General features: G+C 70.4%; 23 protein-coding genes. 8 read left to right on the top strand and 15 right to left on the bottom strand.

Going from position 1 to position 24,783, the window contains the following annotated elements:
- Positions 1-46: 46 nt before the first annotated feature.
- The 3 genes from AB6V31_RS15185 to AB6V31_RS15195 form a co-directional block, all read right to left on the bottom strand.
- On the bottom strand, positions 47-1,123 hold the full coding sequence (locus tag AB6V31_RS15185) for a FecCD family ABC transporter permease (protein WP_369366656.1): 1,077 nt from the start codon (positions 1,121-1,123) through the stop codon (positions 47-49).
- Positions 1,120-2,166 (bottom strand): FecCD family ABC transporter permease, encoded by a 1,047-nt coding sequence (locus tag AB6V31_RS15190; protein ID WP_369366658.1) that lies wholly within the window; start codon positions 2,164-2,166, stop codon positions 1,120-1,122. The genes AB6V31_RS15185 and AB6V31_RS15190 overlap by 4 nt, the downstream gene beginning before the upstream one ends.
- Before the next feature lie 100 nt (positions 2,167-2,266).
- Positions 2,267-3,304 (bottom strand): ABC transporter substrate-binding protein, encoded by a 1,038-nt coding sequence (locus AB6V31_RS15195; RefSeq protein WP_369366661.1) that lies wholly within the window; start codon positions 3,302-3,304, stop codon positions 2,267-2,269.
- Positions 3,305-3,571: 267 nt separating this feature from the next.
- Here AB6V31_RS15195 and AB6V31_RS15200 point away from each other — a divergent pair, with 267 nt between their 5' ends.
- Complete coding sequence (locus AB6V31_RS15200; protein WP_056232437.1) at positions 3,572-5,170, top strand: ABC-F family ATP-binding cassette domain-containing protein; 1,599 nt, start codon at positions 3,572-3,574, stop codon at positions 5,168-5,170.
- A 148-nt stretch (positions 5,171-5,318) separates the two neighbouring features.
- On the opposite strand, the gene AB6V31_RS15205 is transcribed toward AB6V31_RS15200, so the two are convergent.
- From AB6V31_RS15205 to AB6V31_RS15220, 4 genes are all read right to left on the bottom strand, one after another.
- Positions 5,319-6,203, bottom strand: a complete 885-nt coding sequence (locus AB6V31_RS15205) for an SURF1 family protein (protein WP_369366795.1) — start codon at positions 6,201-6,203, stop codon at positions 5,319-5,321.
- Between the two features lie 123 nt (positions 6,204-6,326).
- Positions 6,327-6,533 carry a hypothetical protein gene (locus AB6V31_RS15210; protein WP_369366662.1) on the bottom strand — a complete coding sequence of 69 codons (207 nt, stop codon included), beginning with the start codon at positions 6,531-6,533 and terminating at the stop codon, positions 6,327-6,329.
- On the bottom strand, positions 6,530-6,898 hold the full coding sequence (locus AB6V31_RS15215; protein WP_369366664.1) for a DUF3099 domain-containing protein: 369 nt from the start codon (positions 6,896-6,898) through the stop codon (positions 6,530-6,532). The genes AB6V31_RS15210 and AB6V31_RS15215 overlap by 4 nt, the downstream gene beginning before the upstream one ends.
- Positions 6,899-7,026: 128 nt before the next feature.
- Positions 7,027-7,740: a DUF4190 domain-containing protein gene (locus AB6V31_RS15220; RefSeq protein WP_369366665.1), complete on the bottom strand. Its 714-nt coding sequence runs from the start codon at positions 7,738-7,740 to the stop codon at positions 7,027-7,029.
- A 135-nt stretch (positions 7,741-7,875) separates the two neighbouring features.
- Here AB6V31_RS15220 and fabG point away from each other — a divergent pair, with 135 nt between their 5' ends.
- Positions 7,876-8,586, top strand: a complete 711-nt coding sequence (fabG, locus tag AB6V31_RS15225) for a 3-oxoacyl-ACP reductase FabG (RefSeq protein ID WP_056232098.1) — start codon at positions 7,876-7,878, stop codon at positions 8,584-8,586.
- 299 nt (positions 8,587-8,885) lie between these two features.
- Here fabG and AB6V31_RS15230 read toward each other — a convergent pair whose 3' ends face one another.
- The gene (locus AB6V31_RS15230) at positions 8,886-9,563 is read right to left on the bottom strand and encodes an alpha/beta fold hydrolase (protein WP_369366666.1); all 678 of its coding nucleotides are present in this window, start codon (positions 9,561-9,563) and stop codon (positions 8,886-8,888) included.
- Positions 9,564-9,658: 95 nt separating this feature from the next.
- Positions 9,659-10,300 carry a phosphoserine phosphatase SerB gene (serB, locus tag AB6V31_RS15235; RefSeq protein WP_056232092.1) on the bottom strand — a complete coding sequence of 214 codons (642 nt, stop codon included), beginning with the start codon at positions 10,298-10,300 and terminating at the stop codon, positions 9,659-9,661.
- Between the two features lie 327 nt (positions 10,301-10,627).
- On the opposite strand from serB, the gene AB6V31_RS15240 reads away from it, so the two are divergent.
- Entirely contained in the window at positions 10,628-11,101 is a 474-nt protein-coding gene (locus AB6V31_RS15240) for an S-ribosylhomocysteine lyase (RefSeq protein ID WP_056232089.1), read from the top strand.
- Positions 11,102-11,184: 83 nt separating this feature from the next.
- Here the strand turns inward: AB6V31_RS15240 and glgC are convergent, their stop codons facing one another.
- A complete protein-coding gene (glgC, locus tag AB6V31_RS15245) occupies positions 11,185-12,429 on the bottom strand; it encodes a glucose-1-phosphate adenylyltransferase (protein WP_056232086.1) in 1,245 nt (414 codons plus the stop codon).
- A gap of 76 nt (positions 12,430-12,505) precedes the next feature.
- On the opposite strand from glgC, the gene glgA reads away from it, so the two are divergent.
- The 3 genes from glgA to AB6V31_RS15260 all read left to right on the top strand — a co-directional run bounded on the left by glgA (position 12,506) and on the right by AB6V31_RS15260 (position 15,013).
- On the top strand, positions 12,506-13,696 hold the full coding sequence (glgA, locus tag AB6V31_RS15250; RefSeq protein ID WP_369366669.1) for a glycogen synthase: 1,191 nt from the start codon (positions 12,506-12,508) through the stop codon (positions 13,694-13,696).
- 148 nt (positions 13,697-13,844) lie between these two features.
- Positions 13,845-14,627, top strand: a complete 783-nt coding sequence (locus tag AB6V31_RS15255; RefSeq protein ID WP_369366671.1) for an ABC transporter ATP-binding protein — start codon at positions 13,845-13,847, stop codon at positions 14,625-14,627.
- Between the two features lie 134 nt (positions 14,628-14,761).
- Positions 14,762-15,013, top strand: a complete 252-nt coding sequence (locus tag AB6V31_RS15260; RefSeq protein WP_013586710.1) for a type B 50S ribosomal protein L31 — start codon at positions 14,762-14,764, stop codon at positions 15,011-15,013.
- Between the two features lie 75 nt (positions 15,014-15,088).
- Here the strand turns inward: AB6V31_RS15260 and AB6V31_RS15265 are convergent, their stop codons facing one another.
- From AB6V31_RS15265 to AB6V31_RS15280, 4 genes are all read right to left on the bottom strand, one after another.
- A complete protein-coding gene (locus AB6V31_RS15265) occupies positions 15,089-15,916 on the bottom strand; it encodes a carbon-nitrogen hydrolase family protein (protein ID WP_369366673.1) in 828 nt (275 codons plus the stop codon).
- Between the two features lie 468 nt (positions 15,917-16,384).
- Positions 16,385-18,247: a DUF222 domain-containing protein gene (locus AB6V31_RS15270; protein ID WP_369366675.1), complete on the bottom strand. Its 1,863-nt coding sequence runs from the start codon at positions 18,245-18,247 to the stop codon at positions 16,385-16,387.
- Between the two features lie 411 nt (positions 18,248-18,658).
- Complete coding sequence (locus AB6V31_RS15275) at positions 18,659-20,953, bottom strand: M1 family metallopeptidase (protein WP_369366677.1); 2,295 nt, start codon at positions 20,951-20,953, stop codon at positions 18,659-18,661.
- Between the two features lie 345 nt (positions 20,954-21,298).
- The gene (locus AB6V31_RS15280; RefSeq protein WP_369366679.1) at positions 21,299-22,033 is read right to left on the bottom strand and encodes an exonuclease domain-containing protein; all 735 of its coding nucleotides are present in this window, start codon (positions 22,031-22,033) and stop codon (positions 21,299-21,301) included.
- A gap of 247 nt (positions 22,034-22,280) precedes the next feature.
- Here AB6V31_RS15280 and AB6V31_RS15285 point away from each other — a divergent pair, with 247 nt between their 5' ends.
- A complete protein-coding gene (locus AB6V31_RS15285; protein ID WP_369366681.1) occupies positions 22,281-23,153 on the top strand; it encodes an alpha/beta fold hydrolase in 873 nt (290 codons plus the stop codon).
- Here AB6V31_RS15285 and AB6V31_RS15290 read toward each other — a convergent pair.
- Positions 23,150-23,704, bottom strand: a complete 555-nt coding sequence (locus AB6V31_RS15290; protein WP_056232055.1) for a CGNR zinc finger domain-containing protein — start codon at positions 23,702-23,704, stop codon at positions 23,150-23,152. The genes AB6V31_RS15285 and AB6V31_RS15290 overlap by 4 nt on opposite strands.
- Before the next feature lie 71 nt (positions 23,705-23,775).
- Between AB6V31_RS15290 and AB6V31_RS15295 the strand changes: the two genes are divergently transcribed.
- Entirely contained in the window at positions 23,776-24,768 is a 993-nt protein-coding gene (locus AB6V31_RS15295; protein WP_369366683.1) for a DMT family transporter, read from the top strand.
- The last annotated feature ends 15 nt before the right edge of the window (positions 24,769-24,783 follow it).

A 24,783-nucleotide genomic window follows, 5' to 3' on the forward strand; every position in this document is an offset into this window, starting at 1 on the left:
ACTCCTCGGTGCTGGGGGACGGGGTGGACCGGGGTGCGGTCGGCGCTCATAGCGACGTCCCTTCGGATCGGCTGCTGCGGACGAGCAGGAAGATGAGGTACGGCGCGCCCAGCACGCCGGTGATGACGCCGACCGGCAGGCGGGTGCCGAAGGCGTACTGCGCGGCGAAGTCGGCGACCAGTACGAGCAGGGCTCCGACGAGGCCCGCGGGCAGGATCGGCGAGCCGACCGGGCCGAGCAGGCGCACAGCGATGGGGCCGGCGAGGAACGAGACGAACGCGATGGGCCCGGCGGCCGCCGTCCCGAAGGCGAGGAGGCCGACGGCGGCCACGATCAGCAGCAGGCGGCTGCGTTCGACGGGCAGACCGATGGCGGCTGCGGTGTCGTCTCCCATGCGGAGGATCTCGAGGCGTCCGGCCAGGACCAGCAGCACCGGACCCAGCACGACGACCGCGAAGAGGACCGGCATCGCTCGGTCCCACGTGGCGTCGTTCAGGTTGCCGGTGATCCAGCGCATCGCGGCGGGAAGGTCGTACTGCGCGGCGCGCGCGACGACGTACGAGACGACCGCCTGACACATCGCGGCGACCCCGATGCCCACGAGGATGAGTCGCGCGCCCGAGCTGCCGTTGCGATACGAGAGCAGGTAGATCGCGAGCGCCGCGGCCAGAGCCGCCGCCATCGCGAGGAACGACACCGCGGTCTCGCCCCAGCCGAGCACGACGATGCCGATGACGGCCGCCGCACTCGCGCCGGTGTTGATGCCGATGACGTCGGGGCTGGCGAGGGCGTTGCGCAGCATGGTCTGGAAGACGACACCGCCCATGCCGAAGCAGAGCCCCGTCAGCAGGGCCGTCATCGCGCGGGGCAGGCGCAGCTCGCCGACAGTGAACGAGGCTCCGGCGACGCGCTGCCCGGTGAGGACGCCCCACACTTCGGCGGGCGAGTAGAACGTCTGGCCCAGCATGAGCGAGAGGGTGAACGCGGCGACGACGGCCGCTGCCAGGGTCGCGGTGACGAAGGTCCAGCGACGGCGGCGACGGCGGCGTCCGGCGATGACGGATGCCAGGGCGTCCGGGGCCGGACCGGGCGCGGCGACCCGGGGGGAGAGGTGCGTGGTCACAGGGCCCTCATCTTCTGACGGCGGACGAGGGCGATGAAGAACGGGGCGCCGATGAGAGCGGTGACGATGCCGACCTCGATCTCTTCGGGACGGGCCACGACGCGACCGACGACGTCGGCGAGGGTCAGCAGGGTCGCACCGCCGAGGGCCGAGACGGGGAGGAGCCACCGGTGGTCGACGCCGACGACCAGGCGGAGCATGTGGGGCACGATGAGGCCCACGAAGCCGATGGGGCCGGCGACGGCGGTCGCGGCTCCGCAGAGCACGACCGCTCCGAGGGTCGCGACCAGACGCGCGGTGCGCACGCGGGCGCCCAGGCCCGCGGCGAGTTCGTCGCCGAGCGCGAGGGTGTTCAGCGCCGGGACGCTCGCGAGGCAGATGATCAGGCCGGCGAGCAGGAAGGGGAGCACCTGGCCGATGGTCTCGACCGTGGCTCCGCCGACGCCGCCGATCTGCCAGAAACGGAAGACGTTCATCACGTCGGTCCGGGGGAGCAGGATCGCGCTCGTCAGCGAGCTGAACGCGACAGCGGTCACCGCGCCGGCGAGGGCCAGGCGCAGGGGTGTCGCCCCGCCGCGGCCGAGTGAGCCGATCGTGTAGACGAGGACGGCCGCGGCTGCCGCGCCCAGCATGCCCGTCCAGATGTACATCGACGGCGAGCTCAGGCCGAAGAAGGCGATCCCCGTGACGATCGCGAGTCCCGCTCCGCCGTTGATCCCGAGGATCTGCGGGTCGGCGAGCGGGTTCCGCGTCGCCCCCTGCAGCACGGCGCCCGACACGGCCAGGGCCGCGCCCACCAGGACCGCGAGGATCGTTCGGGGGATGCGCTTGGCGACGGCGGCAGCCGACGTCGTGTCGGTGGAGCCGGTGAGACCCGCCCACACGTCCGCGGCGGTGACGTCGCGGGCGCCGAAGGTCACGGACAGCACCACGGCGACGACGAGCACGGCGACGAGGGTCGTGACGCCCACGACGCGTCGCCGCCCCCAGCGACGCGGGCGGGCGTCGCCGGGGGCGGTCGGAGCCGGTGCGAGAGCGGTCATCGCGCCGACGGGCGAGGGGCGTGCATCGTGACGAGCGGCGTCCGGACGGACCGCACCGAGACCTGCGGCGTCGGGACGGCCCGCGCCGGACGCGCCCGCATCAGGACGCGGCCTTCTCGGCGGCCTTGCCGACCAGCGCGATGTAGTCGTCGCCGTAGGGCGTGCCGATCGACAGCGGACTGGGGTTGCCGGCCGCGGCCAAGGTGGTGTTGTCGGGCAGGAACGCCACGGCGCCGTTCGCGATCGCGGGGATGCGCGACCACAGCGGGTCGGCCTGCAGCTGCGCGAGAGTCGCGTCGGTGCCGTAGCCGGTGAGGACCTGGACGTCCGAGAAGTTCTCGATCTTCTCGGTGCTCTCGGTGAACCAGAAGGTGTCACCGGTGGCGCTGGAGGCTTCGACGGCCGACGAGGGCACCAGTCCGAGCTCGTCGAGGTACGTCGCGCGCGGGTCCTTGGTCGAGTAGTAGCCGACGGTGCTGAGGTCCGTCGGGTCGATGTAGGTGAACAGCGCCTTCTTTCCCGCCAGAGCCGGGTAGGTGGCGGACTCGTCGGTCACGTGCTTCTCGAGGTCGGAGACCAGCTGCTGCGCCTGGTCTTCGAGGCCGAGGGCCTTGGCATCCGTCAGCGTCATCTGCTGCCACGTGGTACCCCAGGCGATCTCGGGGAAGGCGACGACGGGGGCGATCTTGCTGAGCGTGTCGTACTGCTCCTGCGTCATACCCGAGTAGGCGCCCAGGATGACGTCGGGCTTCGCGTCGGCGATCGCCTCATAGTCGAAACCGTTGGTCTCGTCCATCAGCGTGGGCGTCTGCGCGCCGAGCTCGTCGAGCTTGTCTTTGACCCAGGGGAGCATGCCGTCGCCGTCTTCATCACCCCAGGTGACCTTCGGCATGGCGACGGGCACGACGCCGAGCGCGAGCGCGGCCTCTTGATTGCCCCAGCTGACCGTGACGACGCGCTTCGGCTCCGCCTCGATCGTGGTCTCGCCGAAGGCGTGGTCGATCGTGACGGGGAAGGACCCCGTTGCCGACGTCGACGACCCTTCCTGCGCGCCGGGGGCGGCTGAGGTACCGGCGCAGCCGGTGAGGACGAGGGCGGTACCGACGGCGAGTGCCGCCAGCGCGCGGTATCGGGACACGAAGAGCCTCCTGCGTGTTAGGTAAGGATAGGCTTAGTTTAGTTCAGGATTCGGGTGGTAACGCAAACCGGGATGCCGCGAACCCGGGCGATCGTCTCGGTGTCGAGGTAACGGCATCCGGGATCGGCCGCTCGGCACGCCCGGCCGCGGCGGGTCCTCGGGCCCGCGGGAAACCCACGCTGTCGGCGGGCATGCAGGGGCGCGTCTTATACTGGGTGGCTGGCCATGTCGGCCTGCTTCCCCATCCCCGAAGAACGGACGTTCGCTGTGCTCGCCGTGCACGACCTCGAGATCCGCGTGGGTGCCCGCGTGCTCATGTCAGACGTGGCGTTCCGCGTCTCCGACGGCGACAAGATCGGCCTCGTCGGGCGCAACGGAGCCGGAAAGACCACCTTGACCAAGGTGCTCGCCGGCGATCTGCTCCCCTCGAACGGCGGCGTCGACCGCGTCGGCGAGCTCGGCTACCTGCCGCAGGACCCCCGCTCGGGCGACCCCGAGATGCTCGCGCGCACGCGCATCCTCGACGCGCGCGGGCTCGGCTCGCTCGCCCTCGGCATGCACGAGGCGTCGATGGCGATGGGCGACGACGACCCCGCCGTCGCGGCGAAGGCGATGAAGAAGTACGGCCGCCTCACCGAGGAGTTCGAGTCGGCCGGCGGATACGCGGCCGAGGCCGAAGCGGCATCCATCGCCCACAACCTCTCTCTTCCCGACCGCATCCTCGACCAGCCGTTGAAGACCCTCTCGGGTGGTCAGCGCCGCCGCATCGAGCTCGCGCGCATCCTCTTCTCGGACGCGCAGACGATGATCCTCGACGAGCCGACCAACCACCTCGACGCCGACAGCGTCGTGTGGCTGCGCGAGTTCCTGAAGGGCTACAAGGGCGGGCTCATCGTGATCTCGCACGACGTCGAGCTCGTCGGCGAGACCGTCAACCGGGTCTTCTACCTGGATGCCAATCGCCAGGTCATCGACGTCTACAACATGAACTGGAAGAACTACCTGCGCCAGCGCGTGGCCGACGAGGAGCGCCGCAAGAAGGAGCGCGTCAACGTCGAGAAGAAGGCCACGGCACTGCAGCTGCAGGCCGCGCGCTTCGGCGCGAAGGCCTCGAAGGCCGCGGCCGCGCACCAGATGGTCGCCCGCGCCGAGAAGATGCTGTCGGGCCTCGACGACGTTCGTCAGGACGAGCGCGTCGCCAAGCTGCGCTTCCCGAAGCCCGCACCGTGCGGCAAGACCCCGCTCATGGCATCCGGTCTGTCGAAGTCGTACGGCTCGCTCGAGATCTTCACCGACGTCGACCTCGCGATCGACCGCGGCTCGCGCGTGGTCATCCTGGGCCTGAACGGTGCCGGAAAGACGACGCTGCTGCGCATCCTCGCCGGCGTCGACCAGCCCGACACCGGACAGCTCGAGCCGGGCCACGGCCTGAAGATCGGGTACTACGCGCAGGAGCACGAGAACCTCGACGTGAATCGCTCGGTGCTCGAGAACATGATGTCGTCGGCGCCGCACATCACCGCGACCGAGGCCCGCAAGGTGCTCGGCTCGTTCCTCTTCGTCGGCGACGACGTGCTGAAGCCCGCGGGAGTCCTGTCGGGCGGAGAGAAGACGCGCCTGTCGCTCGCGACGCTCGTGGTGTCGTCGGCGAACATGCTGCTGCTCGACGAGCCCACGAACAACCTCGACCCCGCCTCGCGCGAGGAGATCCTCGGCGCCCTGTCGCATTACGAGGGAGCCGTCGTGCTCGTCTCGCACGACGAGGGCGCCGTCGAGGCGCTCAACCCCGAGCGCGTGCTGATCCTGCCCGACGGTGTCGAGGACATCTGGGGCCGCGATTACGCGGACCTCATCACGCTGGCGTAATCGGGATCGTCCTCGGGGTCGGTGCTGTCGAGGACATCTGGGGTCGCGATCACGCGGGTGTGATCACGCTGGCGTCGGGGCCTTCGGCCCTCCGCTCGAGACCGATCGCTGTGCGGGTCCGCCGATTCCCCGGGATCCCCTCCCGCGCTCACCGCGCGTCGAGCAGGGCATCCTCGTCGTCGGCGTCGCGATCTTTCGGCCGCTTCCGCGCCCGGTGAAGAGCGACCGGATCGACGCGGCGCTTCTCGCCCGCGGGTCTCTCGGGCGCGGGGATCGGTTCGGGCAGAACGTCGTCGTCCTCGTCATCCGGTTCCTCGCGGCGGAGCTTGCGCTCGCTCACGATGACGTAGGTGATGAAGCCGAACCCCATCACGGCGAACAGGATCCACTGCACGGCGTAGGACAGGTACGGCCCGGGGTCGTTGCTCGGCGGGTCGACCGTGTTGGGCGTGGTCGCCGGCGCCGGCGTCTCGGACATGAGCAGACCGTAGGCACCCTGCTCGAGGGGTCCGGTCTGTTCCGCGACGAGACCGAGGTTGATGGTCGGGACCTGACCGGCCTCAGCGGTCCGTCCCGAGGTCGGCGCGGCCTCTTCGGGGCGGAGGCGCACCTCGACGCTCACCTGGCCCTGGGGCGGCGCGGGGATCTCGTCGGGTTCCGCTTGCCGGTTGCCCGGCGGCAGCCACCCGCGATCGACCAGGAACGTCCGGCCGTCGTCGAGGCGGAAGGGGACGAGCTGCTCGTAGGCCGCCGAACCGCCGTGCGCGCGGTTGCGGACCAGGAGCTGCTCGTCGGCGAGGTATTGCCCCTCCATGCGCACGGGGCGCCACTCGTCGCCGGGGTTCATCTCGGCCCCCGGGGCGAGGAGCTCGCCGAGCGGGACGGGGGCGGCGTCGTAATTGTCGGCCACGAGCTGCAACTGCTCGCTGCGTTCGGCGTTGCGCGAGAACTGCCAGTTCGACAGGAACCCGCACGCGATCGCGAACAGGATCGCGATTCCGACGTAGACGGCCCAGCGCCCGGCGGCCGGCATCTCTCGCGCGCTCACGAGGCGTCTCCGTTCGCCGCCGCGGAGCTCACGGGCGTGAGGCGACCGCGCGCATGCACTTCGACAGAGCTGACCACGTCTTCCAGGGTACGTCGGTCGGCGCGGCGCTCACGCGCGATCTCTCGAAAGGGCTGACACCTCGACGGGGAAGTCGCGGGCGCTGAGGAACTCCCGGAGGTAGGACACGTGTTCGTCGCACGCGACCCAGGTCTTGTGGCGGTCAGCGGAGTGGATGCGCGGGTTGCGCCAGCGGATCGCCCAGGCGGCGGTGTCTCGGCATCCGGCCCGCGAGCACTCCGCGGGCTCGTCGGTCACGACGGGTCGCGCGGTGACTCGAGGCGCGGGGTCTCTGCGATGCGGATGACGATGGGGCCATCGGCCGCCACCGCGGGGGCGGGAGTCGCCGCGGGAGCTTCGATCGCCCGTTCGGGGTTGATCGCCTCGGCGGACCCCTGATCGGCGCCGACATTGGCGACGATGACCGCGAGGTAGGGAAGGAAAATCGCCCCGGCGGCGAACACGAAGGTGTACCAGCCGTAGGGCGTGATCACGGCCATCGCGATGAAGCACGCGATACGGATGCCCATCATCACCATGTATTTGGCGAAGCGGGAGTCGGCGTCCTCCCTCGGTGCCTTGGGGAGCGACGTCGCGGACTGGGCGGTGTGCGATGTCTTCACAGTGGTATCAGGGTACGCCCGCGGCGGTGGGGCAGGGCGCGGCCTTGCGCGGACTGTTCGACGTCGTAACAAGCCGTCGAGGGCGGGTCGCCGGGGCGCGAGGCACCCGGCGGACCCGCCGCCTAAGGTCAGGCGCCGTAGCGCGCGCCGCTGGTCCCTGCGCTCGCGATGAGGATCGAGATCCCGATCACGAACAGGATGACGAACAGCAGCGTGACGTACCCGATGATGACGCCGGCGAGCGCCATGCCGCGGCCGCGCTCGCCCCGATCCTTGATCTGCTTGAGTGAGATGTGGCCCATGATCACACCGGCGATCGATCCGACCACCGGGAGGATGAGGACGAAACCGACGAGGGATGCCACGAGCGAGATGATCGCGAGGACGTTGGTGCGCGCGGGGGCGATGTAGCCGCCGCCGTAGCCGTACCCCGCGTTCGGGGTGCCGTACGCGGGCTGCCCGTAGGTCGAGGTCGTGGGCTGACCGTACGCCGGGGCTCCGTAGGCGGGTGCCTCGGGTGCGGGCGTGCCGGAGGCCGGGGGCGCGGGGGTGCCGTATGCCGGGGCGGCGGGGGTGCCGTACGCCGGGGCGTCCGGGGCCGGGGTGCCGTAGTGGGCAGCGCCGCCGGTCGCGGAGCCCCCCGTCGAGGAGCCGTAGGGCGGAGCGGATGCCGATGACCCGGCCGCCTCGGAGGGCGGAGTCGCCGGTGCCGCGGGGGAGTCGTACCCGGGGACGCCGTCGCTCTGCGGAGCGTACGGGGACGACGAGTTATCGCCTCCCGAGCTGCTGTCGGACCCGGTGTTGTCGGGATGCTGCGGGTCGGTGGTGCGGTCGTCGCTCACGGGAGCCCCTTTCGTCGCGCGTCCTCCCAGCGTTCCAGCGCCGCTGACCCCGTGTCAAACCTTGCTGCGCGAGGCGATCGGGGCGGCCTCGGTAGGCTGGGCCGGTTCCGTCATCGCAAGCGCAGGAGTCTCACCATGTCCCAGGACCGCGTCGTCGTCGTCACCGGAGGAAACCGGGGCATCGGTCGAGCCATCGCCGAGCGTTTCGTCGCCGAGGGGTGGAAGGTCGCCGTGACCGCCCGCTCGGGTGAGGGCCCCGAGGGAACGCTGACCGTGCGTGCCGACGTGACCGACGCCGCCACCGTCGACGCCGCTTTCACCCAGGTCGAGGCTGAGCTCGGCCCGATCGCCGTGGTCGTGGCCAACGCCGGGGTCACGAAGGACACCCTGCTGCTGCGCATGAGCGAAGACGACTTCGACAGCGTGGTGAACACGAACCTCGGGGGTGCGTTCCGCGTGGTCAAGCGCGCCTCGAAGGGCATGCTCAAGGCCCGCTGGGGTCGCGTCATCCTCATCTCGAGCGTCGTCGGTCTGTATGGCTCGGCCGGTCAGATCAACTACGCCGCCTCGAAGAGCGCTCTCGTCGGCTTCGCGAGGTCGCTGACCCGCGAACTCGGAGGTCGCGGGATCACCGCGAACGTGGTGGCCCCGGGCTTCATCGAGACCGACATGACCGCCGAGCTCCCCGCTGACACGCAGGCCGAGTACAAGAAGAACATCCCCGCCGGGCGCTTCGCGTCGGCCGACGAGGTGGCCGGCGTCGTGACCTGGCTCGCCGGCGATGACGCCGCCTACATCTCGGGCGCCGTGATCCCCGTCGACGGCGGCCTGGGCATGGGTCACTGACCGCGAGCGCTCTCCCGAGGCGTGACCGCGACGATCCCCGGGTGCGCCAGCTGGGCATGGGTCACTGACCGCGAGACTCGCCTGGGTGTCCGGCGCAGTGATTCGCGTTGGCGGCTGGGCGTAGGGCGCTGATCCGCGCGCTCTGCCGAGTCGTGACCGCGGCGGTTCCCGGGCGCCATCTGGGCATGGGCCACTGACCGCGAGACGCGCCGGGGTGCTCTCCGGCGTCCTGGGGTTCGCGTCGGGGCTCGCGTCGCGCCTCGCCGCCGGGAGAGCTCTCGTGCGGCGCAGTGCCCGTCTCACCGCACGGCGGCGGCCAGCGTCTCGGCGAACTTCTGCGGCTGCGAGAACTGCGGCCAATGGCCGGAGTCGAGCGTGACGACTTCGACGCTCTCGATGCAGTCGACCTCTTCGGCGTAGGCCCCCCAGTCGGCCAGGACGCGGTGGAGCGACTCGGCATCGAGCTGCCCTGACAGGATCGTGACGGGGATCGCGAACCGCCGCTCGTCGGTCAACGTGATCGGCGACGTCGGAACGCGGCCCGGAACGTCGACGACCTGCTGCGCGGTCCGCCGACGTGTCTCGTCGTCGATGTCGGCGACGTCGTCGTCGTCGAAGAAATCCCACCCGGGGAAGTGCACGACTCCGTCTTCGACGGGGAACTCCGAGATCATCGCGCCCGGGTGCGGGACGATCGTGTCGACGAGGATGACGCGCGCGACCTGTGCGGGTCGCCGATCCGCCGCGCCCCACACGACGTTGCCGCCGCCCGAGTGCCCGACGAGCACCACGTTCTCGCCGAGACGGTCGATCTCGCTGACGACGGCGTCGACCCAGTCGTCGATCACGAGGTCGCCCACCGCGGGCCCGGGCAGGGTCACGGGGTGCGGACGATGACCTGCCGCCTCGAGGGCGGGGGTGATGTCGTCCCACGACGACGCGTCGAGCCAGAGACCGGGAACCAGAATGACGTCCATGCGGCGAGCGTAGAACGGGCCTCCGACATCGGGAAGGGCACCGTGCGGAGGCAGGCGACTCCGCGCGCGCCGGCGAGGAACCGAGCCCGATCCGCTCAGCGGGGGAGCAGTGCGACGACGTGGGCGAGGTCGACGGGGCCGATCACCAGATCCGCCCGCTCGCGCACGGCCGGCTTGGCGTTGAACGCCAGTCCGAGCCCCGCGGTCGCCATCATCTCGAGGTCGTTCGCCCCGTCGCCGATCGCGAACGTGAGGGGGAGGGGGACGCCGAGCTCTTCTGCCCAGCGACGGAGCGTGTCGGCCTTGGCCGTGGCATCCACGATCTCTCCCTCGACCTCTCCCGTGAGGGTGCCGTCGACGGCGCCGAGCCTGTTCGCGCGCCAGAGGTCGACGCCGAGCTCGGGGGCGACCGTGTCGAGGACTTCGTGGAAGCCGCCCGACACGACGCCGACGATTCCGCCGCGCTCGTGAACGGCAGCGATCAGATCGCGGACGCCGGGCGTGGGCTCGATACGGGCGATGGCACGCGCGAAGGCCTCGGTGGGCACGCCGGTGAGCGCCTGCACGCGGGAGCGCAGGCTCGTCGCGAAGTCGACCTCACCGCGCATGGCGGCCTCGGTGGCGGCGGCCACCTCGGGGCCTCGGCCGGCTTCGTCGGCGAGGAGTTCGATGACCTCGTTGCGGATCAGCGTGGAATCGGCGTCGAGGACGACGAGGAATCGGGCGGTCACAGGCACGCGCTTAACGCTAGCGGGTCGGCGCGGTGGTCCGTCGTGCGGGTGATCTGCGGTCACGGGCACGTGCTCGACGCGAGCGGGTCGGTGCGGTCGCGTGTCGTGAGGGTCACCTGCGGTCGCGGGCACGTGCCCGACGCCAGCGGGTCGGCACGGTGGTCCGTCGTGCGGGTGACCTGCGGTCGCAGGCACCTGCCCGACGCCAGCGAGCCGACGCGCGGGTTCCCGAGGACCCCGCGCCACGCATCCGGGCGGCGTCACGCGGGGTCATCTCGCACCGCACCCACCGTAGGCTTCTGCGGTACCCCGCTTCTCCAGAAGGGACCTCGCATGGCCGACGTCGAAAGCTTCACCCTCGATCACACCGCCGTCCTGGCGCCCTACGTGCGCCTCATCGGCACAGAGTCGGGCCCGCGAGGTGACGTCATCTCGAATTTCGACCTGCGCCTCGTGCAGCCGAACGAGCAGGAGATCCCCACGGCCGGTCTCCACACGATCGAGCACCTGCTCGCGAGCCTCGTGCGCGACCGGATCGACGGCCTCATCGACATCTCGCCGTTCGGCTGTCGCACGGGCTTCCACGTGATCATGTGGGGAGAGCCCTCGGTGGGCGACCTCGTCGACGCGATCACCGGCTCGCTCCGCGCCATCGTCGACGACGTGCAGTGGGACGACGTCCCCGGAACCGACGCGTTCAGCTGCGGCAACTACCGCGACCACAGCCTGCACACCGCCAAGGAGTGGTCCAAGGAGGTCCTCGCCAAGGGCATCTCGCGCGACGCGTTCGAGCGCGTCGGAGTGTAGAACCTCGGTTCCGGATGCCAGAAGGGGCGGTGACCATCCCGGTCACCGCCCCTTCTGGCATCCGGAATCCCCGGCAACGGGAATCACGCGTGGACGTGGACGTCCTTGCCGACGACGGTGATGCCCGTCTCGGTGACGGTGAAACCACGGGCCAGGTCGCGCTCGCGATCGACGCCGATGGTCGCCCCGGGCTCGAGGACCACGTTCTTGTCGAGGATCGCGCGGTGGATGCGCGCCCCCGCGCCCACCTGGACGCTGTCGAACAGCACCGAGTCGGTGATGGTCGAGCCACCCCCGGCGAGGGCCCACGGGCCGACGACGCTGCGCTCGAGGTGGGTTCCCGACAGCACCGAGCCCAGCGACACGATCGAGTCGATCGCGTTGCCGATGCGGCCGACCGAGTCGCGCACGAACTTCGCCGGAGGGGCGTTGAAGGTCTGCGAGAAGATCGGCCAGTCGTTGTTGTAGAGGTTGAAGATCGGCAGGGTCGAGATCAGATCCATGTGCGCGTCGTAGAACGACTCGATCGTGCCGACGTCGCGCCAGTACGACCGGTCACGCGGCGTGGAGCCGGGCACGTCGTTGCGCTGGAAGTCGTAGACGGCCGCCTCACCGCGGTCGACGAAGTAGGGGACGATGTCGCCGCCCATGTCGTGCGCCGAGGTGGGCAGCTCGCCGTCGTGCGTGACGGCGTCGACGAGGGCGTCGGCGTCGAAGATGTAGTTGCCCATCGAGGCGAGCACCTCGTGCGGCGAGTCGGCGAGGCCCGCGGGGCTCTGCGGCTTCTCGAGGAACGCGCGGATCTTCGTCGGGTCGCTGGGGTCGGTGTCGATGACGCCGAACTGGTTCGCGAGCGAGATCGGCTGACGGATGCCGGCGACCGTCGCGCGTGCATCGGAGGCGATGTGGGCGTCGAGCATCTGTTTGAAGTCCATGCGGTACACGTGGTCGGCGCCGATGACGACGACGATGTCGGGCTTCTCGTCGCGGATGAGGTTCATCGACTGCAGGATCGCGTCGGCCGAACCCGAGAACCACCGCTTGCCGAGACGCTGCTGGGCGGGGACCGAGGCGACGTACGAGCCGAGCATCGGCGACATGCGCCACGTCTGCGAGATGTGTCGGTCGAGGCTGTGCGACTTGTACTGCGTCAGCACGACCAGCTGACGCAGCCCCGAATTGATGAGATTCGAGATCGCGAAGTCGATGAGGCGGTATTGACCGCCGAAGGGCACGGCGGGTTTGGCGCGGTCAGCCGTCAGGGGCATGAGTCGCTTTCCCTCGCCGCCGGCGAGGATGATTCCGAAGACCTTCGGCGCTGCAGGCATGGCACCACCCTAGGGCTCCGGCGGGCGAGCGGAAACACGTCTGCGGCGCGCCTTGCGCTGTACTACGGTTCGTCTCATGCGCGTCGACATCGTGACCAAGGAATACCCGCCGGAGATCTACGGGGGAGCCGGGGTCCACGCCACCGAACTCGTCAAGGCGCTGCGCGCCGAGGGCACCGAGGTGCAGGTCCGCGCGTTCGGCGCGTCGCGCGACGAGGCCGACACGACCTCTTACGGCGTGCCCGCCGAATTGGCGTCGGCGAACGGTGCGATCCAGACCCTCGGCACCGACCTCGCGATCGTCTCGGACATCGCGGGCGCCGACGTCGTGCACTCGCACACCTGGTACGCGAACTTCGCCGGGCACCTGGCATCCCTCCTCCACGGCATTCCCCACGTGGTCACCGCGCATAGCCTCGAACCGCTGCGCCCGTGGAAGGCCGAGCAGCTCGGCGGCGGATACGCCGTGTCGAGCTACATCGAGAAGACCGCGTACGAGGGGGCGGCCGCCGTCGTCGCGGTGAGCTCCGGCATGCGCGACGACATCCTGCGCAGCTACCCCTCGCTGGATCCCGACAAGGTGCGGGTCATCTACAACGGCATCGACACCGAGTCGTGGCATCCGGTGTCGGATGACGCGTTCCTGGCGTCGCAGGGCATCGATCCATCGCGCCCCTCGGTCGTCTTCGTCGGTCGCATCACCCGTCAGAAGGGGCTGCCGTACCTTCTGCGCGCGGCGGAGCAGCTGCCGCCCGAGGTGCAGCTGATCCTGTGCGCCGGTGCTCCCGACACCCCGCAGATCATGGCCGAGGTGCAGGAGCTGGTACGCGGGCTTCAGGTGACCCGCGACGGGGTCGTGTGGATCGAGAAGCTCCTGCCGCGCAACGAGCTCAGCGCGATCCTCACCGCGGCGACCACGTTCGTCTGCCCCTCGGTGTACGAGCCGCTCGGCATCGTGAACCTCGAGGCGATGGCGTGCGGGGCTGCGGTCGTCGGAACGGCGACCGGGGGTATTCCCGAGGTCGTCGTCGACGGGGTGACCGGGCGCCTGGTGCCGATCGAGCAGGTGCAGGACGGAACGGGAACGCCCGTCGATCCCGAGCGGTTCGTCGACGATCTCGCCCGCGTCCTGACGGAGGTCGTGATGGATGCCGACACCGCCCGGGCCTACGGCGAAGCCGGGCGCACGCGAGCCGTCGAGGACTTCAGCTGGGCCGCGATCGCGGAGACCACCGCCGCGCTGTACGCGGAGGTCGCAGGAAAGTAGGGCGTCCGCCTCGGTGGCCGGGGCGTTTCGGCGGCGCAGTGGCGGATCGCCGGGGCGGTCATGCGCGACGCGCGCGGGCGTGTCCGGCACTGTCCACAGAGGCCGCGTGGCATCGGGATGCCGCTGTCTCGGACAGTAGGCTAGGACCATGCCCCAGGTGCTCGAGTTCTCCGACGTCGTCGTCCGCCGGAACGCGCGGGATATCGTGTCCCACCTCGACTGGGAGGTGTCGGACGATCAGCGGTGGGTCGTGCTCGGGCCGAACGGCGCGGGCAAGACGACGGTGCTCCAGCTCGCCGACACCCTGCTTCACCCGACCTCGGGTTCGGTGACGATCCTCGGTGAGCGTCTCGGCCGCACCGACGTGTTCGAGCTGCGTCCGCGCATCGGCTTCGCCTCGTCGGCGATGGCGCGTCGCGTGCCGCCGGAAGAGACCGTGCTCGACGTCGTGCTGACGGCCGCGTTCTCGGTCGTGGGTCGCTGGCGCGAGGACTACGACGACATCGACGAGCGTCGCGCGCTGCGCGTGCTCGCCGAGTGGAAGCTCGATCACCTCGCCGACCGCACGTTCGGAACCCTGAGCGACGGCGAGCAGAAGCGCGTCCAGATCGCCCGCGCGGTCATGACCGACCCCGAGCTGCTGCTGCTCGACGAGCCCACCGCGAGCCTCGATCTCGGCGCGCGCGAAGAGCTGCTCGCTCTGCTGTCGGGCTACGCGCAGGCGCCGACGACGCCCGCGATGGTGATGGTCACGCACCACGTCGAAGAGATTCCCGTCGGCTTCACGCACGTTCTGCTGTTGAGTGACGGCGAGGTCGTGGCATCCGGGCCCCTCCAGGAAGCCCTCACGGCCGAGAACCTCACGGAGACGTTCGGGCTCGAGATCGCACTCACGCACGAAGCCGGCCGGTACGCGGCGCGCGCCGTCTGACCCGCTTCGTCTCGAGCGGCGCCTTCGTATCGGGGCAGCGCTCGGGCCTGGTAGACTCTCTCGTTGGTGCCATCGGCGCCGCAGACTTTGACGTCCTGGCAGAATCCAGGACACCACTTCTCAAAGGACCTCCCATGAAGACTGACATCCACCCCACGTACAAGGCCGTCGTGTTCCGCGACCTCGGTTCGGGCGACACGTTCCTCACCCGCTCGACCGTGTCCAGCGACAAGACGATCGAGCTCGACGGCGTGGAGTACCCCGTCATCGACGTGGAAATCTCGTCCGCTTCGCACCCCTTCTACACGGGCAAGCAGCGCATCATGGACTCGGCCGGTCGCGTCGAGAAGTTCAACCAGCGCTTCAAGAACTTCGGCGGTCGTTGAGCCCAGCGGTTCTCGCAGCGAAAGCCCCTCGTCCTTCGGGACGGGGGGCTTTCGCGTTGTGTGCGGGGGCTCGCTTCAGGAGCGTGGCGCGCTGCCGGGTTGCAGTGCGACGAGTCCGGAGCGATCGAAGGACCCCAGGTCGTCTCGGCGGTCGATCCACATGCGCTGATCGCGACGGACCTCTTGCACGACGGCGGGGTCGATGTCGGCGATGGCCAGACCCTCGCGTTCGACGACGTGGGCGACACGACGCCCGAGAGGGTCGAAAATCGCTGAGCCTCCGATGAAGTCGCTCGGAGCACCGACGAGACCGCTGAACACGACATAAATGCCGTTGTCGAGAGCGCGAGCGGCGAGGTGAAGGTCGCGACGTCGCTCCCCGCCTGGGAAGTACGCCCCGCTATTGAGATAGACCGTGGCTTCGGCGGCGGCCGCGGCGGCGGCGTGTTCGGGAAAATTGGCGTCGTAGCAGACGGACAGGGCGAGCTCGACGTCGCCCGCCCGAAACGAGAACCCGCCGGTGCCCGGACTGAAGATCGCGCGCTCGGGCGCATGCAGGTGTTGCTTGGCGTAGACCGGGTGCGCGGGTCGACCGGGCATGAACAAGAAGTCGGTCAGCGTGCGGTGGCCGTCATCGGCCTGCACCGCGGTGTTGACCACCGCGACGACACCGGTCGTGTCGACGGCGCTCTGAAGCGGCCGCAACCACTCCCGGCCGTCGATGCGCGGGAGGGGGCGTGTGAAGACGTGCTCGTCGTACCCGGTGAGGAAAGCCTCCGGGAAGAGGACGACATCCGCGCCGGCGTCGGCGCTCGCAGAGACGAACTGCGCGGCGCGAGCGACATTGCGGTCGACGGCGCCGGGGACGGACTCGGCCTGGACGGTAGCGATGCGGACGGTCACGGGGACCAGTCTGACAGGGCTGGTGGGGCGAGTTTCGTGCGGGCGCCGCGGTGGCGGTGAGGGTTGGGCCGGTGGGGCTGAGGCGGTGGGATTGCGCTTTGTGTGGAGCGTCTTGTCCGGTGCCCGGCCACCGGGATGTCCTTTGTTGGGTGTTGGGTGTCGGGGTGTTCATCGCCCGGGTTCGCTGTTCGCGGCTCGGGGTTCGGTGCGCGGCGCTCGTTGTTCGGTGTTCGGTGTTCGGTGTTCGTCGCCCACCGTTCGTCATCGTTTTTCGGATGCCGTATGTCGAGCGCTCATCATCCGCGCCAAGGGGACAGCGCTGCGGGTGGTGTGCTGGCGGCAGGATTCCGCGGATGCGCATTGCGGCCGTCACTCCGTGGTGCGGGGGCGTTCCGTCCCGTCGCTCGCTCTTCGAGGGCGGCGGGCGAAGGGAGCCCTCTCGAGGGGCACGCGTCAGGACCGCCGCCTCTAGAACGGTGGCGGATCTGTGCCGTACCTGCCGCCGAGGGGCGAGATCCACGCGGTGTCGCCTCCGGCTGTGCGAGCGAGGTCCCACCGGGTCTCGTGACGGAGGCGGTGGTGATGGCGACATTTGGGATCGAGGTTGTCGTCGTCGGTGGTGCCGCCGTCGGCCCACGCGGTGAGATGGTCGATGTCGCACTCCCGCGCGGCGCGGCCGCAGCCGGGGAACACGCACGTGGGCGAGGTGACGCCGAGCCACCGTCGGAGCGCCACGGGAACGCGGTACGTCTTCCGGTCGAGCACGAGCGGAGCGCCGGTCACAGGATGGGTGAGAAGCCGTATCCACGAGGTGGCGTTTCCGGCGAGCCGCCGTGCGGTCTCGAGGTCGATCGGTCCGTAGCCCTCGAGCGTCGCCGGCTCGGTGTCGTGCCCCAGAGGAGTAAGCGCAGGAATCGTCACGACGACGGTTGCCGGGGGAGCAGACCGGAAGGTGCGCCCCGCCGCGGGTTCATGCGGTGTGGGGTTTTCAGCAGCGGGTGTGTGTGGCGCGGGGCGTTCGGCATCGCGTGCGCGCGGCGCGGGGCGTTCGGGGCCCGGTGGGTGCGGTGCGAGGTGTTCGGTGTCCGGGTGCGATGCGGCCTGCTCAGCATCTGGCGCTCGTGATGCGAGGCCCGCGAGCGCATGTCGGGCGGGCTCTTTCGCGTCGGCCGCGACGGGAGTTCGCTTCGCAGTGCCGGCCACCGGGGGCATGGGCACGGCCGCACCAGGCGGGGGATTCTCGGGCACGGTGTTCGAGGACGGAGCCGTCGCGTTCTGGCCCGGATCCTCCGTCATGGTGACGAGGTCGGCGAAGGCGTCGGCCCGCAACTGCGCGAGCGTGCGTTTTTCATCGGGTCCCGCGCGAAGGTGTCGGGCCGCGCGATCCAGCCGCGACATCACCGCGCGGGCGCGATCCGCGGGGAGAAGGGCGTGCAGGGATGCCATGCCGTCGAGCTCGGTCCTCATCCAGACGCCGCGATCCTCGGCTGCCCGGCGATGACGAGCATCGAGTGATTCGGCATGGACGCGCTCGCGGATCGCGCGAGCAGCAACCGCGAATTTCGCCGGGGGGAGGACGAGGGCTTGCGGACACGCTTCGTCGTCGAAGCGTTTAAAGGCGGCGTCATCGCCCGCGGGGAGCGTCGACGCCAGTCGAGCTGCGTCGACCGCGTGCTTCTCGGAGAGGCGGCCTTCGCTGAAGGCGGTCCACAGCTGCGGGCAATTGGCGGCCAGCGTCCGCGCGTGGGCGGCCCTCGTCCGAACGGTCTGCTCGGACAGACGCAGGCGGACGGCGACCTCGGCGACGGCGGCGCGCTCAGCGAGGTCGGTGCGATCGCGACGCACAGCGCCGGGGGTACGTCCGCGGGGGTCGTTCCACGCGCGGTCGAGAGTGGGGTCGGGACCGACCCAGGGAGTGGGGTCGAAGGCGGCATCGTCGAGGATCGCCAGAATCAAGCGGTACTCGTCGGCGGTTGCCCGCTGCCTGTCGTTGACGACGCACTCGAGGTGGCCCAGCCGCGCATCGATGTCAGAGACCGCGGCGGCGCCACCGTCGAGCGGCGAGAGCAGGTCGTCTATCGACCAGACGTCGTCACTGTCGCTGGTGCCGGACGCCGTCGCTCCGCCCGGAGTGGCGGCCGGGACGGCTGCAGAAGATGCCTCGCCCGACTGCGCGGGTTCTTCGCCCGTCCACCACTCGACATCGCCGCTCTCGCGGAAAGCTGCCCACTCTGCCTCGAGTTCGAGCTCGTCGTCGCTCGGCCACGGGGCCCCGTCGCACTCCCGGAACACCGGCGTCGGCCGGCCTTCGGAGTGTGCGGTGCGGGTCATGGCAGAACGCTATCGGTGACCTCCGACATTGAGTCGAGGGTCGGTTCGGCGGAGCCACGGCCGTGGGGAGGGCGTCCGATCGAGCACCTCGGGTCGCTCCGTCAGCCCCTGACGCGGGCGCCCGTCGCAAGGGCCCCAGCCTCGCGCGTCGCGCATCGGGACCGCGCCGCGATGCGACCTTCCGCCGCGCCGATCGAGAAGCATCGACCGTTCCTAAAGGGGACAGCCGTGTCCTGCTCGCCGAGAGGCGAGCGCCGCGCCGCGAACCAGAGCGCGACCGTTCCCTCGATCGCCACCGCCTCGCCCGCTTCCGGGGTGAGACGGGTGACGGAGGCGGCTACAGCCGGCCGACTCACGACGGATCGCCCCCGCACCCGGCAACCCGGGGCGGGGGCGATCCTCACGACATGCTCAGACCGATTCGACCCGACGAGCGCCGCGCCGGCGTCGCACCGCTGCGACCGACAGCACAGAGCCGCCGACGAGAGCCGCGAGAGCCCACATGATCGCCGCCATCGGTGCTTCGGAGCCGGTCGCTCCGAGCTGCCCGCGAGGGGGCGAGGCGACGGCGGCTCCCGATGCCGACGGCGAAGGTGAAGGCGCGGGCACGATCGCTGCGACGACCGGGCCGAAGGGCGCGCTCGTGCGCGACTGGGCGACATACCCGGCGAGGCTGCCCGTGACGGTCACCGTCACCGCCCGTCCGACGGCGGCGGCGGGGATCGTGAAGGTCGGGGTCGTGGCATCCGGGATCGGGGTTCCGTCGACCGCCCAGGAATACGCGAACGACGTGCCGTCGGTCCACCCGGGGGTGGTCGCCGTGAGCGTCGCACCGGCCGCCGTGTCGCCCGTGATGATCGGTGCCTGCGCGTCGACCGGGTACTCCTGCACGGCAAGGGTGCTCGCGCACGATGCGCACGTTCCGCCGAGGCTGGCGGCGGCCTCGGTGGTCAGCGCTCCGCCCGAGGCGTCTTCGGCCACTGTCGCCGCGAACGTCGTCGAGGCCGTCCGTCCCGGATCCGTCGCCGGAATGGTCCAGACGAGCACGTCGCCGGTCAGGGTCACGCCGGCGGGTAAAGCCGTCTGGTCGATGGAGGCCCGATCCAGGATGCCGCGGACATCGAGCCTCGCGGTCGACGAGGCGAGCGGGACGAGTCCGGTGTTCTCCGCCGAGAGGGTGTAGCTCGCCGAGCCGCCGCGCTCGAGTGGGGCGGTCGCGCTCGTGGACAGGGCGAGCGTGAACTGGTCGGGCCACGCGGGCTTGTCGGCATCCAGGATCCAGTCCCGGTAGAACGCCTGCAGGTCACGGCCGGAGAGCTCCTCGGCGAGAGCGAGGAGGTCGGCGCCGGTCCTGCTCGTGCCAGCGTTGCGCAGCTGCCACTGCGTGACGACCGGGAAGAACGCGTCGTCGCCGATCGCGACGCGCAGCGCCGCCCAGAACTGCGCCGAGCGATCATAGGTCTGGTAGTCGTACAGCGAAGCCGAGTCGGTCTGCGCACCCGGCGCAATGGTCCACCTGTCATCGCCCGCGGGGGTGCTGATCCACGCGTCGAACTGCGCCTCGCGCGACGGAGTGCCCGCACCGAACCCGTCGCTGCCGGCGTAATAGCTTTCGGACCAGGTCGCCATGCCCTCGGCGATCCAGATGTCGGTCCACGTCGTGGGAGACACATTGTTGCCGTACCACTGGTGCGCGAGCTCGTGCACGAGGGTGCTGAAACCGATACGCGTCGGGAAGAAGGAGCGGTCCTGCGTCTCGAGCGCGTAGTTGATGCCGCGCGGCACGCGGTCCACGACGACGCCGGCGCTGCGGCCCGGGTAGGGCCCGTACACGGACTCGAGGTTGCGGATGATCGGGCCGAGCTGGCTCACCGCCGTGGTCACGGTCGCCTTGTTGGCGGTCGTCGACGTCGAGTCGACGAAGGACCACGCGGGAATGGTGCTGCCGTCGGTGAGCGTCACCGATGATTCGATGACGTCGTAGCGGCCGATCGAGATGATGAGCAGCTCGGATGCCATCTGCTTCGTCTGCTGCCACGCCCAGGTCGTGCGGGTGCCGTCGGTCGACGGCGTCTTCGAGAGCAGCTCGCCGTTGCTGATGGCGGCGGCCGGGGCCGCTCCCGCGCCGGTCGCGTCGGAGAGGGTGGTCGGGACGTCGAGCGAGATCGAGTAGGTCGCCTTGTCGCCCGGAGTGTTGTTGTGCGGGAACCCGGTCATGTTGCCGACCGGTTGACCGAGCATCGTCGCCCCGTCGGTTGTGGCGTTCCACCCTTCGTACGAGCCGTCGGCGTCGACGTGGGCCTGCGGGACTCCGTGATAGGCGACCGTGACGCGGAACTCACCGGAGACCGGGGTGGCGGGGGTCACGACAAGCTTGTGTGTGATCGCAGCGGCGTCGGTCTCACGCAGCCACGCAGCGGGCGCGCCGTTCACCGTCACGGAGTCGACCACGAGTCCTTCGAAGTCGAGCGAGAGGCTGCGCAGCGGTTCGGCGGCGCGGGCGGTCATGGTCGAGGTCGCGACGATGGAGCTGGCCACGACGGAGCCCGTCTGAACCGCGTCGGGGGTCCACGCGAGGTCGATGTCGTAGTCGAGGGCGTCGTAGCCGCCGTTGCCCACGTTCGGGAACATGGCGTCGCCCGAGGTGCGCGCGCCGTCCACGGGGTCGGCAGCGAGCGCCGGGGTGACCGCGGCTACTGATGACACGGCGAGCCCCGCCGCGAGCGCGGCGGTTCCGAGGAACCGGACGGACCGGTGGAGAAGGGGAGGGTGCGAGGGCGGAGCTGGCGGAGCCTGGCGCATGGGTTCTGTCGTCCGTTCAGAAGATGCGGCAGCTTCGTCCGAAAGAGCGCCGCCGAGATGGTTGTCGCCACCGTAGGGGCGGCACGTTTCGGCGGCGTGTCGAACGAGGACAGGATCCATCACAGGCGATGCATAGGCGATGCCGCATCGGGCAGCCTCGGATCAGCTCGGTGGCGGGGGTGGACAAGACGGAGACGTCACGGCCGACGACGACGCCGCGCGATGAGGCGGGAAACGCGCCAACCGGGCTCAGCGGATCGGCCACGCGCCGTCGATCGCCGGAGCCGTGGCATCCAGCCGACCGATCTTCACGAAGTACTCCGTGAGGCTCTCGGCTTGCGCGCGCGCCCAGCCGATCTGGCGGGTGTGGAGCTCGTCGAGGGTCGGGGGCAGCCACGGGCCGAACTTCTCGGCGAGTGCGAGGGCGAGCCGGCCCGCGGCGACGGCGTCGGCGCAGGCCTCGTGCGCGGACTCGAGGGGAACCGCGTAGTGCTCGGCGACGACGGAGAGCGTGCGCTTGCCGCGGCGGTAGCGGTCGAAGGTCTTGTCGACGACGAGGGGGTCGATGACGGGGGAAGGGGCGGCGATCGGCGCCACGCCGTGGCGCACGGCCTCGTTCTTGAGCATCGAGAAATCGAAGGGCGCGTTGTACGCGACGACCGGAATGCCGGCGGCGAAGAGCGCCCCCAGGGCCTCGACGACCTCGGCTACCACTCGCGGTGCGGGGGCGCCGTCGGCGCGAGCGCGTTCGGTCGAGATCCCGTGGATCGCCGCGGCCCCCGCGGGGATCTCGACGCCCGGGTCGGCGAGCCAGTCGCGGGCGTCGACGACGCGGCCGTCGGCGTCGAGGACACCCACGTGCGCGGTCACGATGCGATCGTTCTCGACGTCGATCCCGGTCGTCTCGAGGTCGAACACGCCCACGAGGCGCGCCCACTCGGGCGTCTGGAAGAGGGGGAGCGGCTCGGCCTGCCACGTGGTCATGGGCTCACGCTAGAGCGGGCCTCCGACATCGCCGTCGAGGCGCGCAGGAACGGGGGGTGGATGCCGTGGGCTCGGGCGCGACGCAAGCCCCGCGCGGCCGGAGTCGGCGCCGGTGGGGCGAGGGCGCGACGCAGACCCCGCGGTGAAGGGCATTCCACGGACGCCTCCGCGAGGTGGCGAGCGCCGAAGCGTGCCACCGGCGGCGGTCCGGAAACGGGATGTCAGACCCCCCTCGTAGACTCGACCCATGCCGAACCCCTACGCCGACCGCCTCGCTCAGATCCCCGTCGTGCGGCGCGAGGCGAGTGTTCTCGGGGGCACTACGGCGTACTGGGTCTACGGTGACGACGCCGCCGAGACGACGATCGTCGCGGTGCACGGCTTCCGCGGCGAGCACCACGGGCTCGATCCGGTGGTCGCGCATCTTCCCGGCATCCGGGTGGTCTCTCCCGACCTTCCCGGGTTCGGCGAGACCGCGCCCCTCGACGGACCCCCGCACGACCTCGACACCTACGCCGCCTGGCTGCGCGCGTTCGTCGAGAGCGTCGCTCCGGATGCCGTCGTGCTCGGCCACTCGTTCGGTTCGATCGTGTCGGCGGCGGCGGTGGCGGGCGGGTTGTCGACGCCCCGGCTCATCCTCGTCAACCCGATCGGGGCACCCGCGCTCGAGGGTCCTCGCGGGATCCTGACCCGGCTCGCGGTGTTCTACTACCTCGCCGGGGCGAAGCTGCCACGCGCGATCGGCGAGGGACTGCTGCGCAACGGGCTCATCGTGCGCGTCATGAGCAACGCCATGGCCAAGACGCGCGACCCCGACCTACGGCGCTTCGTGCACGAACAGCACGACGAATACTTCTCGCGCTTCGCCGACCGCGACGTGCTGCACGAGGCCTTCGTCACGAGCGTCTCGCACGACGTGCGCGAGTTCGCCCCGCGCATCGCGCAGCCGACGCTGCTCATCGCGGCCGAGAAGGACGACATCACCCCGATCGAGGCCGAGCGGCACCTGGCGACGCTCTTCCCCGACGCCCGGCTCGTCGAGATCCCCGAGGTCGGACACCTGATCCACTACGAGACGCCGCAGGCCGCGGCGCGGGCGATCGCGGAGTTCCTCGGCTAGGCCTCGGCTCGGCGCTTGCGGTACGCGTTCACGTTCATCCGGTTGCCGCAGTTACCCGCGTCGCAGTAGCGCTTCGATCCGTTCTTCGAGAAGTCGACGTACACGCCCTCGCAGTCGTCCGCCTCGCAGACGCGCACGCGCGCGTACTCATCGGCGCGGATGACGTCGACGAAGGCCAATGCCGACTCCACCAGGATGCGCGTCGCCAGGGGATCCGCGGGGTCGCTCGCGTGGATGTGCCAGTCGAGTCCGTCGTGGCGCACGAGCTGGGGGAGCGCGCGCCCATCGGCGAGCATGGCGTTCACCAGGGGGACGGCCCCGTCGCGATCCGCACTCCACAGCTCCAGCAGACGGGGGCGGATGCCGCGGACGGCGGCGAGCTCGCGGGCGTCGCGCGTGCGCGAACCGGTGTAGCCGTGACGGTCGGTGAAGGCCTCGAGCTCCGCGACGTCGACGAGGGTGTCGACCCCGCTCACCTCGGTGTGCGGCAGGGTGTTCACGAGTTCGACGGCGGCGCGCAGCACCAGTTCGGTGTCACGAATGAAGACCACGTTGACTCCTGACAGGTAGGGGCCGTACTGTCACGAGTGTAAACCCCCTTCATTCGTGACAGCAGGCCCGCATGACCACGTCTCCCGTGACCCTTCCGCGTCCCACCCACCGCGGATCCACCGCCGTCACCGGCCTCGCGATCGCCGTCGCCTCGGCCCTGGCGTTCTCTTCCAGCGGCCCGTTCGTCAAACCGCTGCTCGACGGCGGCTGGTCTCTCGGCGCGGTGCTCCTCGTGCGCATGGGCCTCGCCGCCCTGCTGCTCTCGCCCGCGCTGATCCTCGCCATCCGCCGTCAGCGCGGATTCCTCCGCCGACACGGGCTGCTCATCGTCGCGTTCGGGCTCACGGCCGTGGCCGGCTGCCAGCTCTTCTACTTCGCCGCGATGCAGCGGATGCCGGTCGCCGTCGCCCTGCTCATTCAGTACATCGCGCCGGTGCTCATCGTCATCGCGGTCTGGGTGCGCACCCGACGCTCCCCGTCGAAGGCGGTGCTCATCGGCTCCGTCGTCGCGATGGCCGGTCTCGTGCTCGTGGTCGACATCAGCGGGGCGCGCTTCGACCTTCTCGGCACGGTCTTCGCGCTGTGCGCGGCGGTCTGCGCCGCGGCCTACTTCGTCATCGCCGGGCGCGCGGGCGACGACCTCCCCCCGCTCGCCCTCGCCGCGGGTGGCCTGCTGACGGGAACCCTGCTCATAGGAGTGCTGGTGGCCACGGGGGTCCTGCCCTTCGCCGCCCCCTCGATCACCGTGTCGCTCGCGGGACTCGAGCTCCCCGGCATCCTGCCGCTGCTGTGGGTGGGCGGCGTGGCGACCACCGTCGGCTACGCGCTCGGGGTGATCGCGGTGCCGCTCATCGGCTCGCGACTCGCATCGTTCGTGGGTCTGAGCGAGGTGCTGTTCGCTCTCGGGTTCGCGTGGCTGCTGCTCGGCGAGACGCCGGCGCCGGTCCAGTTCGTGGGCGGGGCCCTGATCCTCGTGGGAGTGGTGCTCGTGCGGATGGATGCCGGGAGCCCGAGCGAGCAGAGCACGGAGACGGCGAGCATCCCGGTGGTGCCGGCGCCGTAGAAACGCCGTAGAAAA

Source organism: Microbacterium sp. 16-032 (assembly GCF_041079455.1).
Taxonomy (GTDB): Bacteria; Actinomycetota; Actinomycetes; order Actinomycetales; family Microbacteriaceae; genus Microbacterium; species Microbacterium testaceum_A.

What these genes read in the sequence shown, in the direction of transcription:
- glgC (WP_056232086.1), bottom strand. Translation starts at nt 12,429, where the DNA reads ATGCCTGCAGCGCCGAAGGTCTTCGGAATCATCCTCGCCGGCGGCGAG.
- AB6V31_RS15270 (WP_369366675.1), bottom strand. Translation starts at nt 18,247, where the DNA reads ATGACCCGCACCGCACACTCCGAAGGCCGGCCGACGCCGGTGTTCCGG.
- AB6V31_RS15280 (WP_369366679.1), bottom strand. Translation starts at nt 22,033, where the DNA reads ATGACCACGTGGCAGGCCGAGCCGCTCCCCCTCTTCCAGACGCCCGAG.
- AB6V31_RS15285 (WP_369366681.1), top strand. Translation starts at nt 22,281, where the DNA reads ATGCCGAACCCCTACGCCGACCGCCTCGCTCAGATCCCCGTCGTGCGG.
- AB6V31_RS15205 (WP_369366795.1), bottom strand. Translation starts at nt 6,203, where the DNA reads ATGCCGGCCGCCGGGCGCTGGGCCGTCTACGTCGGAATCGCGATCCTG.
- AB6V31_RS15240 (WP_056232089.1), top strand. Translation starts at nt 10,628, where the DNA reads ATGGCCGACGTCGAAAGCTTCACCCTCGATCACACCGCCGTCCTGGCG.
- glgA (WP_369366669.1), top strand. Translation starts at nt 12,506, where the DNA reads ATGCGCGTCGACATCGTGACCAAGGAATACCCGCCGGAGATCTACGGG.
- AB6V31_RS15230 (WP_369366666.1), bottom strand. Translation starts at nt 9,563, where the DNA reads ATGGACGTCATTCTGGTTCCCGGTCTCTGGCTCGACGCGTCGTCGTGG.
- AB6V31_RS15295 (WP_369366683.1), top strand. Translation starts at nt 23,776, where the DNA reads ATGACCACGTCTCCCGTGACCCTTCCGCGTCCCACCCACCGCGGATCC.
- AB6V31_RS15190 (WP_369366658.1), bottom strand. Translation starts at nt 2,166, where the DNA reads ATGACCGCTCTCGCACCGGCTCCGACCGCCCCCGGCGACGCCCGCCCG.
- AB6V31_RS15255 (WP_369366671.1), top strand. Translation starts at nt 13,845, where the DNA reads ATGCCCCAGGTGCTCGAGTTCTCCGACGTCGTCGTCCGCCGGAACGCG.
- AB6V31_RS15260 (WP_013586710.1), top strand. Translation starts at nt 14,762, where the DNA reads ATGAAGACTGACATCCACCCCACGTACAAGGCCGTCGTGTTCCGCGAC.
- fabG (WP_056232098.1), top strand. Translation starts at nt 7,876, where the DNA reads ATGTCCCAGGACCGCGTCGTCGTCGTCACCGGAGGAAACCGGGGCATC.